The sequence below is a fragment of the Ornithinicoccus halotolerans genome (assembly GCF_009602535.1).
Lineage (GTDB): Bacteria > Actinomycetota > Actinomycetes > Actinomycetales > Dermatophilaceae > Ornithinicoccus > Ornithinicoccus halotolerans.
On the sequence record NZ_WIQI01000029.1, the window covers coordinates 17038 to 27779 of the forward strand.

12 protein-coding genes are annotated in these 10742 nt (G+C 74.5%); 5 read left to right on the forward strand and 7 right to left on the reverse strand.

Going from position 1 to position 10742, the window contains the following annotated elements; translation table 11 throughout:
• Nucleotides 1-7 precede the first annotated feature (7 nt).
• On the forward strand, nucleotides 8-493 hold the full coding sequence (locus GFJ45_RS16720; protein ID WP_228386650.1) for a helix-turn-helix transcriptional regulator: 486 nt from the start codon (nucleotides 8-10) through the stop codon (nucleotides 491-493).
• A gap of 53 nt (nucleotides 494-546) precedes the next feature.
• On the opposite strand, the gene GFJ45_RS07465 is transcribed toward GFJ45_RS16720, so the two are convergent.
• Entirely contained in the window at nucleotides 547-1179 is a 633-nt protein-coding gene (locus GFJ45_RS07465; RefSeq protein ID WP_153395741.1) for a hypothetical protein, read from the reverse strand.
• Nucleotides 1180-1280: 101 nt separating this feature from the next.
• Complete coding sequence (locus GFJ45_RS07470; RefSeq protein ID WP_153395743.1) at nucleotides 1281-1496, reverse strand: hypothetical protein; 216 nt, start codon at nucleotides 1494-1496, stop codon at nucleotides 1281-1283.
• 309 nt (nucleotides 1497-1805) lie between these two features.
• Between GFJ45_RS07470 and GFJ45_RS07475 the strand changes: the two genes are divergently transcribed.
• Genes GFJ45_RS07475 through GFJ45_RS07485 form a run of 3 tightly spaced genes read left to right on the forward strand, consistent with a single transcriptional unit; the run spans nucleotide 1806 to nucleotide 5865 of the window.
• Nucleotides 1806-3206: an NAD(P)/FAD-dependent oxidoreductase gene (locus GFJ45_RS07475; RefSeq protein WP_153395745.1), complete on the forward strand. Its 1401-nt coding sequence runs from the start codon at nucleotides 1806-1808 to the stop codon at nucleotides 3204-3206.
• A gap of 2 nt (nucleotides 3207-3208) precedes the next feature.
• A complete protein-coding gene (locus tag GFJ45_RS07480) occupies nucleotides 3209-4501 on the forward strand; it encodes a M16 family metallopeptidase (RefSeq protein WP_153395747.1) in 1293 nt (430 codons plus the stop codon).
• Nucleotides 4498-5865 carry a M16 family metallopeptidase gene (locus GFJ45_RS07485; RefSeq protein WP_153395749.1) on the forward strand — a complete coding sequence of 456 codons (1368 nt, stop codon included), beginning with the start codon at nucleotides 4498-4500 and terminating at the stop codon, nucleotides 5863-5865. Before GFJ45_RS07480 ends, GFJ45_RS07485 begins: the two co-directional genes overlap by 4 nt.
• Here GFJ45_RS07485 and GFJ45_RS07490 read toward each other — a convergent pair.
• From GFJ45_RS07490 to GFJ45_RS07510, 5 genes are read right to left on the reverse strand one after another with little or no spacing between them, the layout of a single operon-like run.
• The gene (locus tag GFJ45_RS07490; RefSeq protein WP_153395751.1) at nucleotides 5859-6578 is read right to left on the reverse strand and encodes a M15 family metallopeptidase; all 720 of its coding nucleotides are present in this window, start codon (nucleotides 6576-6578) and stop codon (nucleotides 5859-5861) included. The two genes, GFJ45_RS07485 and GFJ45_RS07490, sit on opposite strands and share 7 nt — an antisense overlap.
• The gene (locus GFJ45_RS07495) at nucleotides 6575-7375 is read right to left on the reverse strand and encodes an inositol monophosphatase family protein (protein WP_153395753.1); all 801 of its coding nucleotides are present in this window, start codon (nucleotides 7373-7375) and stop codon (nucleotides 6575-6577) included. The genes GFJ45_RS07490 and GFJ45_RS07495 overlap by 4 nt, the downstream gene beginning before the upstream one ends.
• Before the next feature lie 10 nt (nucleotides 7376-7385).
• Nucleotides 7386-8381: a ribosome small subunit-dependent GTPase A gene (gene rsgA, locus GFJ45_RS07500; protein WP_153395755.1), complete on the reverse strand. Its 996-nt coding sequence runs from the start codon at nucleotides 8379-8381 to the stop codon at nucleotides 7386-7388.
• Nucleotides 8381-9670 (reverse strand): 3-phosphoshikimate 1-carboxyvinyltransferase, encoded by a 1290-nt coding sequence (aroA, locus tag GFJ45_RS07505; protein WP_153395757.1) that lies wholly within the window; start codon nucleotides 9668-9670, stop codon nucleotides 8381-8383. Before aroA ends, rsgA begins: the two co-directional genes overlap by 1 nt.
• 4 nt (nucleotides 9671-9674) lie before the next feature.
• Entirely contained in the window at nucleotides 9675-10172 is a 498-nt protein-coding gene (locus GFJ45_RS07510) for a DoxX family protein (RefSeq protein ID WP_153395759.1), read from the reverse strand.
• 279 nt (nucleotides 10173-10451) lie between these two features.
• Between GFJ45_RS07510 and GFJ45_RS07515 the strand changes: the two genes are divergently transcribed.
• The coding region (locus tag GFJ45_RS07515; protein WP_456093924.1) for a DUF7884 domain-containing protein at nucleotides 10452-10742 on the forward strand (291 nt) is incomplete at its 3' end.

A 10742-nucleotide genomic window follows, 5' to 3' on the forward strand; every position in this document is an offset into this window, starting at 1 on the left:
CGGAGACGTGACCGCCGTCGTGCTGCGCTCGGACTTCCTCTCTGACCGGCAGTGGCGCGCGCACCCGCTCTACATCGACCACCTGGGGCCGACCCGGTTCTACGCGGTCCGGCTGGCCCTGCCCGACGGCGGGCCCGGACGTGCCCTGCGGCTGGTGGCGTTCCGGGAGCGTGGCCACGACTTCTCCCAGCAGGAGCGCTTCCTGATGGAGTTGCTCCGTCCGCACATCGGCGCGGCCTACCGGCGTGCGCAGGCCCACCGGCTGTGGGAGACGTCCACCACCACGGGCGTCCGGGACGCGCAGGCCCGCAGACTGACCGCACGCCAGCGACAGGTCCTTGCGCTCGTGCGGGACGGCGCCACCAACGCCGCGATCGCCCACCGGCTCGGCATCGCAGAAGGAACGGTCCGCAAGCATCTGGAGCACATCCACGCCACGCTGGGCGTCTCCTCACGTACCGCTGCAGCGGTGGCGGCCGAGGATCTGGTTTGAGACCGGCTGGCCGGCTGCGGTGGTGACAAGTGCAGCCGGCCAGGCGGGGCAGCTCAGTCGTCCAGGATGGTGACCCGCACGGTTGCCATGGCGATCTCGTCGCCTGCGAACGTGGCCACCCAGGTGGTGACGTACTCTCCGGGCGCCAGATCGATGATCGTGCCGGCCCGCCGGTAGACGATCTGGGTCGGGGTGTCACAGCTGTCGTCGAACGGGAACTCCTGGAAGACCGCGTACTTGACGGGTGTCTCGCGCAGCTCGAGCTCGGTCGCCGCGCCGAGCGTGCCGTCCTCCAGCACCGGTGCCAGCCAGGCCCGGTCCTCGAGGAGCTCGAAGTCGGCGACCGCCGCCTTGCGGGAGTCGAACCAGCAGCGGACGGCTCCGAACCAGGTCTGCTGGAAGGCGAACACGTCCTCGTCGGTGAAGGTGTAGTGGGCGTCCTCGAGGGACAGCTGCACCTGGCAGTTGGCGTCCGAGTACGCAATGCCGTGGTCGGTGCCGACGTTGGTGAATGCCTTGGCGTGTCCGACGACGCCGGCCTCCAGCACCGAGCGGGCGTCGCCGTAGGTGCAGGCAGGTTGGTCGGATGCGGCGGGGGCCGTGGTCGTTGTCACCGCGCCGAGCGTGAGCGCGGCCGCCCCGATCAGGGCACCGGCACCGCGGCGGGTGCGTGGGCTCGTCGTCATGAGAGATCTCCGTTCTCGGTGGTTCGGTTCATACGGTGTGCGTCGTGAGCGGCCCGACCGGTGTCAAGCACAGTTCTGCGCAGGGGGGCCGGTGCCTGAGGTCAGCGGACCGCGTGCCGCGGGTGCAGGTGCAGCAGCGCACGCAACCCGGACCAGGCCGGAGCCGGCGACAGCGGCTCAGTGCCGAGGGCCGGGGAGCCGGTGGCGGGCTTCATGGCCTTGTGGGGGAGGCCGCGGTCACGTTTGCGGGTCGACAGGTACTCCGCGTCCCGCCGAGGATGGCGGGAGTGGGCCAGGTACAGCAGCGTGGGGTCCATCAGAGTGCTCCTCCTCGGGGAGCGCGCCGGCGACAGCGATGGTGCGGACCGGTCCGGGGCGCTGTCGGACCGGTCGTGAACGGGCGCCCGCAGAGTGAGCACCGGCCACTGCCTCCCGCCCCCGGCTACTGCGTGCTGGTGGGCGGCCGGTTCCACTGTCGCGCCAGAACCGCCGGCTTGGTATACGCACCCTTGCGTATGGGGCTGACCAGCGGTCTCGTCCCCGCCCGCGCGAGCGGGCGAGGGCAGCCCCATACTGGCGGGGTCGGTGCCTGACCGTCCGGCAATCCCCGAGCGTGAAGGAGCAACATGGCGTCCACCGCCTCGCCCCGTCCCCGGGTGCTCATCATCGGCTCCGGCTTCGGCGGCCTGTTCGCCGCCCAGGCTCTCAAGCGCGCCGACGTCGACGTGACCGTGGTGGCACGCACCAGCCACCACCTGTTCCAGCCGCTGCTCTACCAGGTCGCGACCGGAATCCTCTCCCCGGGGGAGATCGCACCGCCCACCCGCGAGGTGCTCTCCCGGCAGCGCAATGCCGAGGTGCTGCTGGGCGAGGTCATCGAGATCGACCTGGCCGCCCGCGAGGTTCACACCGACACCCTCGGGCTGCGGCGACGGCACCGGTACGACCACCTGATCGTGGCGGCCGGCACCAACCAGTCCTGGTTCGGTCACGACGAGTTCGCCGACTACGCGCCCGGGATGAAGAGCATCGACGACGCCCTGGAGCTACGGGGCCGGATCTTCGGTGCCTACGAGCTGGCCGAGCTGGCCGCCGCGGAGGGCCGGTCGGCGGAGGAGCTGAGCCGGCTGATGACCTTCGTCGTCATCGGCGCTGGCCCCACCGGCGTGGAGATGGCCGGGCAGCTGGCTGAGCTGGCCCGCCGCACGCTGCGGCGCGACTTCCGGCACATCGACCCGGAGAACGCCCGGGTCATCCTGCTCGACGCCGCCCCGACCGTGCTTGGGACCTTCCACGAGTCGCTGCGCGGCAAGGCCGAGCGCTCCCTGGAGCAGCTCGGCATCCAGGTCCGGCTGGGCGCCATGGTCGTGGGCGTGGACGCCTACGGGCTCGACGTCGAGGACACCGACGGGAACCGCGGCCGCATCGAGGCCTTCACCAAGGTCTGGGCGGCGGGGGTCGCGGCCAGCCCGCTGGCCAAGGTGCTCGCCGACCAGGTGGGGCTGCAGGTCGACAAGCAGGGCCGCATCCCGGTCGAACGCGACCTGACCCTCCCCGGTCACCCCGAGGTGCACGTGATCGGCGACATGATGGCACTGGACAACCTGCCCGGGGTCGCCCAGGTGGCGATCCAGGGCGGCCGGCACGCCGCCGCGGAGATCCGGCGGGCACTGCGGGGGGAGCGGACCGGCCAGCCGTTCCACTACAAGGACAAGGGCAACATGGCCACCATCTCCCGGTTCCGGGCCATCGCCGAGGTGGGCAGGATCAAGGTGACCGGCTTCACGGCCTGGGTGATGTGGCTGGTGGTGCACCTGCTCTACATCATCGGCTTCAAGTCCCAGGTCACCACGCTGCTGCGGTGGGCGGTCAGCTTCATCGGTCGCGGCCGTGCCGAGCGCACCATCACCCAGCAGCAGGTCCTGGCGCGACTGGCGCTGCAGGAGACCCCGGACGTGCACCGGTGGCTGGCCACCGGGCCCACCGAGCACCCCGAGGACAGCCGGCCACCCAGGAGGCGCGAGTAGGCGTGCCGTTGAGCTATCCGATCCGTAGCCGGACCTTGGACAACGGGCTTCGGGTCGTCGTCAGCGAGGACCACCTGGTGCCGACAGTCACCGTCAACATCTGGGTGGACGTGGGCTCCCGGCACGAGCAGGCGGGGGCGACCGGGCTGGCGCACCTGTTCGAGCACCTGATGTTCCAGGGGTCGGAGAACGTGGCCGAGGGGGAGCACTTCTCGCGGATCATGTCCGCCGGTGGGCAGCTGAACGCCACCACCTGGTTCGACCGCACCGCCTACTTCGCCACGGTCCCGACCGGTGCCCTCGAGCTGGTGCTGTGGCTCGAGGCCGACCGCCACCGGCGGCTGCTGCCGGCGGTGACCCAGGCCAACCTGGACAACCAGCGGGACGTGGTCAAGGAGGAGAAGCGGCAGCGCTACGACAACCAGCCCTACGGCACCGCGGTGACCGACCTGATCGGCCTGGTGTTCCCCGAGGGCCATCCCTACCACCACCCGACGATCGGCTCCATGGCCGACCTCGACGCGGCCACGCTGCCGCAGGTGCACGCCTTCTACCGCCGCCACTACCACCCGGGTGCCACCGTGATCGGGATCGTGGGCGACGTGGACCCGGAGCAGGCCTTCACGCTGGTGGAGCGGCACTTCGGTGACTGGGAGCCGGCGGCGCGCGCGGTGCCGCCGCCGGCCGAGCCGCTCCCCCCGCTGGCGGACCGTCCTCGGGAGGAGCACAGCGAGCGGGTGCCGACCGAACGGCTCTACGTCGGCTTCCGGCTGCCCGTGGCGCACACGCCCGAATTCACCGCGGCCTCCGTCGCGCTCGACGCGCTCGGCGGGCTGACGGTGAGCAGGCTGCACCGGACGCTGGTGCGGCGCCGGGACCTGGCGACCGGGTGCTCAGCCGCCGCGATGGGCCTGGTCGGGGGCTCCTCGCTGGGCTTCGTGGGCGTGGACGTGGCGGAGGGGGTCAACCCCGACGAGGTGGAGGAGGTCCTGGACGAGGAGCTGGCACGGTTCGCCGACGAGGGACCGACGGAGCTGGAGCTGGCTGCCTCGCTGGCCGACACCGAGCGGTCCTGGCTGGAGGCCACCGGGGCCCAGGAGGAGCGGGCCGACCTGCTCAGCCACTTCACGCTGCTGCACGACGACCCGCACTACCTCAACCAGCACCTGGACGACATCGCGGCGGTGCGCCCCGCTGACGTGCGCCGGGCCGCCGCGCACTGGCTGCGGCCCGAGCAGCGCGCCACCGTGGCGTACCGGCACGGCGTCGGGCCGGGGCAGGAGGGGGCCGCATGACCCCGGGGCCGGTCACGGTGCCGGACGTCGCCCCACCCGGGCCGTGGAGCTTCCCGCTGCCCGTCAGCTGGCAGGAGGACAACGGGCTGACGGTCCACCACTACCGGATCCCCGGCCAGCACGTGCTCGCCTGCCGGCTCGGGCTGCCGGTCCCGCTGTCGGCCGAGCCCGAGGACCGCGAGGGCGTCGCGCTGCTGCTCACCCGGTGCCTGGACGAGGGCACCACCCGCCGCTCGGCCGAGGACCTCGCCGAGGAGCTGGAGCGCCGGGGCATCGCGCTCGGCGCGGGCGCCGGCGAGCGGGGCATCGTGGCCAGCCTGGACGTCGTCGGTCACCACCTGGGGGACGCGCTCGCGCTGCTGACCGAGTGCCTGGCCGAGGCCAGCTACCCCGAGCCGGAGGTCGCTCGCCAGGTGCGCACCCGGCTGGCCGACATCGCCCACGAGCTGGCCGACCCGGCCGGGCGGGCGGCGCGTGAGTTCCAGCGCACCTACTTCCACCCCGCGGACCGGGCCTCCCGCCCGGCCGGTGGGTCCCGGGAGACGGTCGCGGCCGTCACCCCCGCCGCGGTGCGGGACTTCCACGCCCAGGTGGTGCACCCGCGCGGCGCCGTCCTCGTCGTCGCCGGCGACCTGCCGGCGGAGGAGGTGCGGGACCTCGTGGGCACGACGCTGGGCCGCTGGCAGGCGCCCGCCGGTGCGGCCGAACGGCCGCAGCCCGATCCCGGGCGCCGGGCCGAGGACGCCGCCCGGATCGTGGTCGTGGACCGGCCCGACTCGGTGCAGGCCCAGCTGCACCTGGGAGCCCCAGGACCGGGCCGGGACCACCCGCTGGGCTGGGGCACCTTCCAGGTGCTGTCGTTCGCGCTCGGCGGCTCGCCCACCGCCCGGGTGGACCGGGTGCTGCGCGAGGAGCGCGGCTACACCTACGGCATCCGGGCCGGGTTCCGGCCGCGTCGCCGGGGCGGGCAGTTCCTGGCGACCGGTGCGGTCCGCGGCGACGCCGCCGTCCCCGCGCTCGAGGAGCTGCTGTCGGTGCTGGAGGTCGAGCCGGAAGAGCTGACGCAGGAGGAGCTGCGGCACAGTGCCGACTTCCTCGCCCGGACCGCGCCCGGCCGCTACGCCACCGCCGACGTGGTGGCCGACGAGGCGCTCGGGCTGGCGATGGAGGAGCTGCCGCTGGACTTCGTCACCCGCACCGTGGAGCGGGTGCGGTCCCTGGAGGCCGAGGACGCTCGCCGCGCCTGGGCCGCGCACCGGCCCGGCGACTGGACCATGGTGCTGGTCGGGGACCTCACCGACCGCGTCGACGAGCTGGCGGCGCTGGGCCGCGGTCCGGTGCAGGTGGTGCCCGTGGGTCAGTGACCCCGACCGAGCAGCGCCCCCCACAGCGCGGAGCCGAACGGGCCCCGCAGGGCGTCCTCCAGCAGCGCGATGTCCTGCTCGCGCATGGCCCCCGCGAGCCGGGGGCCCACGTAGCGCAGGTGCCACGGCTCGTAGGCGTAGCCGGTGCGCTCCAGCGTGTCCGGCGGGTAGGAGAGGACGAACCCGAACCGGTGGGCGTGCCGGGCCACCCACCGGCCGGCCTCGGTGTCGCCGAAGCACTGCCGCAGGTAGCAGCCGCCCGAGCTGCCGTCGACATCGACCGCGAGCCCGGTCTGGTGCTCGCTGTGGCCCGGGCGGGCGCTGCGCCGCTCGGCCACCTCCTCGCCGTGCCGGCGCCGCCAGTAGTCGAACACCTCCGCCTGGGTCTGGAACGAGCGGTAGCCGCTGACCACTCGTAGCGGGGCGCCGTCCCGTTCGGCCGCGGTGAAGAGCCGCTCCAGCTGGGTGCTCACCTCCGCGCGGACCTGGTACGGCTCGTCGCGCCAGCCCACCAGGTCCGGCGGCTCGTACTCCGGCGGTCGCAGCGGCTGCTCCTTGGTGACCAGCACGGTCAGCCGCTGCAGGTCGGCGCGCTCCAGCTCGGTGCGGTGGTCGGCGACCGCGGCGTCACCGCCCGGGACGGCCAGCAGGGCCGCCGCCCAGGCGGCGGCGAGCAATGCGCGGGCCCGGCGAGCGTGCCGGTCGCGGCTCACGCCCGGGCCGCGGCGGCGCCGGCCAGCAGCGCCAGCACGTCGTCGTGGAGGGTGCCGTTGGTGGTGACCGCGCTGGTCCCGAACGGGCCCGGGTTGTCCGCCAGGTCGGTGAACCGGCCACCGGCCTCGCTCACCAGCGGCGCGAGCGCCACCATGTCGTGCAGGTCCAGGTGCGGGTCGAGCGCGATGTCGACCGCGCCCTCGGCGACCAGGACGTGGCTGAGGAAGTCGCCGTAGGCGCGGGTGCGCCAGCACCGGGAGGCCAGGTCCAGGAAGCCCGCCCGCTGCGGATGGGTCAGCCACCGGTCCAGGTCGGAGTAGCTGAGCGAGGCGTGCTCGACCCTGGAGGTGTCCGCGACGTGGATCCGCTTGGCCCGGCTGAGGGTGCGCCCGGTCCACGCGCCGGACCCGCGGGCGGCCCACCAGCGACGGGCCAGCGCCGGGGCAGCGACCAACCCCAGCACCGGGGAGTCGTCCACGATGAGCCCGATGAGGGTGGCCCAGACCGGGACGCCGCGGATGTAGTTGACGGTCCCGTCGATGGGGTCCAGCACCCAACGCCGGTTCCCGTGCCCCGTGGTCGCCAGCTCCTCGCCCTGCACCACGTCCCGGGGGCGGGTGCGGGAGAGCTGGTGGCGCAGCAGCTCTTCGACGTACCGGTCGGTCTGGGTCACCAGCGTCCCGTCGTCCTTGACCTCGACCTGCAGGTCGGAGGAGGCGAACTGCTGCAGGGTGGCACGCTCGACCGCGTCGGCGAGCACGTGGGCCAGGCGGAGGTCGTCGTCGAAGGTCACCACCTGAGGCAACCTACTGCCTGCTGCGTAGCAGCCGCCGCAGGGAGTCGAGCCGGGCCGCGCCGTTGGGTCCCGCACCCCCGGAGCTGACCCACGCGTCCAGTGCGCAGCCGGGTTCGTCGTGGCTGCAGGCCCGTGGGCAGCCGGCGGTGCCTGGCGCGAGGTCGGGGAACACGTCGACGAACCCGTGGGGGTCCACGTGACCGAGGCCGAACGAACGGACCCCGGGGGTGTCGATGATCCAGCCGCCCCCGGGGAGGGCCAGCGCGACCGCGCTGGTCGAGGTGTGCCGCCCCCGGCCGGTGACGACGTTGACGACCCCGATGCTGCGGTCGGCGTCCGGCACCAGGGCGTTGACCAGCGTCGACTTGCCGACGCCGCTGTGCCCGACGAGCACCGTGGTGCGGTCGGCGAGCCGGTCACGCAGCTCCTGCAGCCCTTGCGGGTCCGGTCCGTCGATGCCGGCGGTGGCCACCGACGGCACGTCCAGTGCCGCGTAGTCGGCCAGCAGCGACTCCGGGTCGGCCAGGTCGGCCTTGGTCAGCACCAGCAGCGGGTCGATCCCCGCGTCGTAGGCGGCGACGAGGCAGCGGTCGATCATCCGCCGCCGCGGCTCCGGCTCGGCCAGGGCGGTGACGATCCCCACCTGGTCGGCGTTGGCGACCATCACCCGCTCCACCCGGTCGGTGTCGTCGGCGCTGCGGCGCAGCACGGTGCGCCGTTCCTCGACCCGGACGATGCGCGCCAGGGTGCCCTCCCGGCCGCTGGTGTCACCGACCATGGCGACCCGGTCACCGACCACGGTGGCGGTGCGGGTCAGCTCCCGGGCCCGCATCGCCACGACGGTGCGCCCGTCCAGCCGGGTGGTGTAGCGGCCGCGGTCGACGGCGACCACCACCCCCACCTCGGCGTCGGCGTGCTCGGGGCGGTCCTTGGTCCGTGGCCGGCTGCCGCGCCGCGCCGGCCGGACCCGCACCTGCGACTCGTCGTACCGGTCGTAGCGGCCCATCAGCCGACGAGCTCCTCCCAGGCCTGGGCGAAGCCGGGGTAGGTCTTGGCGGTGGTACCGACGTCCTCGACCAGCACGCCGGGGACCGCCAGCGCGAGCACGGCGGCGGCCATCGCCATCCGGTGGTCGGCGTAGGTGCGCAGCGTGCCGGCCGTGAGGGGCGCGGGGTCGATGGCCAACCCGTCCTCGGTCTGCCGGACGCCGCAGCCGAGCCGGCGCAGCTCGGTCTCCAGCGCGGCCAGCCGGTCGGTCTCGTGCCCGCGCAGGTGGGCGACCCCGCGCAGCACCGACGGCCCGTCGGCGAGCGCCGCCAGGGCCGCGACGACGGGGGTGAGCTCCCCGGCGTCGTGCAGGTCCAGGTCCACCCCGGCGAGCCCGGGCCGGCCCGGCTCGCCGGGGCCGTGGACGGTCAGCCCGGACTCGCCCTGCTCGACGGCGACGCCCATGCGGCTGAGCACCTCCCGCATCCGGTCACCGGCCTGGGTGGTGCGGTGCGGCCACCCGGGCACGGTGACGGTGCCGCCGGTGACGGCGGCGGCGGCCAGCATCGGGGCGGCGCTGGAGAGGTCCGGCTCGACGGCGAGATGCAGCGCGCGCACCGGTCCGGGCGCCACGTGCCACTCCCGGTCACCGGCGCGCTCCACCCGGACACCGGCCTCGGTGAGCACCTGCTCGGTCATCGCGACGTGGGGCACGCTGGGCAGCCGGTCGCCGGTGTGGCGCACCCGCAGCCCCTGCTCGCACCGGGCGCCGAGCAGCAGCAGCGCGCTGAGGAACTGCGAGGTGCCCGAGGCGTCGATCGCCACGTCACCGCCGCTGACCCGGCCGGTGCCGTGCACGGTGATCGGCAGCCGGTCCCCGGCCGCCGCCTCGACCCGCACGCCGAGGTCGCGCAGCGCCCCGACCAGCGGTGCCAGCGGGCGCACCCGGGCCTGCGGGTCACCGTCGAAGGTCACCGGCCCCGCCGCGAGGGCGGCCACCGGGGGCACGAACCGCAGCACCGTCCCGGCCAGCCCGCAGTCGACCTGGGCACCACCCCGCAGCCGCGGCGGCGGGGTGAGGACCCAGGCACGGTCCGCGGGCTCTCGGCGGACGTCCACGCCCAGGGCGGTCACCGCGCCGAGCATCAGCTCGGCGTCGCGGGACACCAGCGGGTTGGCGACCCGGCTCGGGCCGTCGGCGAGCGCGGCCAGGAGCAGGTACCGGTTGGTCAGCGACTTGCTGGCCGGCACGGTGACGCTGCCGCGGACGGGGCGCGTGGCGTGCGGCGCCGCCCACAGGCCGGTCACCGGATCAGAACGGGAGCTTGTCGGTCAGGTTCCGCATGGTGTGCTTCGCCGCCAGCTCGGACTCGAGCCGGCCGATCCGGGCGGCGTTGCGGGAGCGCCACACCAGCCCCGGCCGACCACCGGTGTCGACCGAGGCGAGGAGCACCCCGCCGACCAGGCCCAGGTTGGTGTAGAACCGCTTCTTGGCGGCCTCCCGCGCCTCCGGCTCGGTCTCCTCCCAGAACCGGTGCTCGTAGACCGTGGACGGCAGCAGGCTGACGGCCAGCGCGGCACCGGCCAGCCGCGGCATCCGCCCGATCGCGAGCAGGGCGCCGGCGCCGGCCATGACGGCGCCGTTGACGCGCACCAGCAGCTCGGGGTCGTCCGGCAGCCCCAGCGGCTCGGCGACGTCGCGGGTGAACCGCTCCGCCACGGGCACCCGGCTGCCCGGGCGCTGCAGGGCCTCCACCCCGTGGGCGATGAAGGCGCTGGCGAGCAGCGGTCGGGCGATCTTGCGCAGCATGGGGTCTCCTCGTCGTCGGCTCCGGTAGCGGCTGCTCCTACGGTAGACCGTCGGGGCCCGCCGGGCACGGGCTGTGCCCGGGCGCCCGGGTCTGTCAGGATCGGGGGCGTCAGCGTCGGGGTGTGACGCGGCGTCGCGCCCCGCTGCCGGACCGGCCGGAGGTGAGACGTGGTGTCGACGAGGTCGACCAGCTCGATGGGGGCGACGGAGCCGACCGACTCGGGCGGCTCGACGGGTCCGGCGGGCCCGACGGGTTCGCCGGAGGCGACGGACTCGACGGTGGCCGCGACGATGGGGCCGGCGCTGGACCGGCTGCTCGGGCCGCGGGTGCCCATCAGGTTCACGTTCTGGGACGGGAGCGTGCGGGACCACCCGAGTCCCGCCTGCACCATCCACTTCCGCCGGCCCGAGGCGGTGCGCCGGATCGCCTGGTCCCCCGACGAGCTGGGGCTGGCGCGGGCCTACGTCGCCGGTGACCTGGAGCTGGAGGGCGACATCTTCCGCGCGACCGCCGTGCTGCGCGAGGCGGCCCCGGGCGACGCCCGGGAGCTGGCCGCCGCCGCCCCGCGG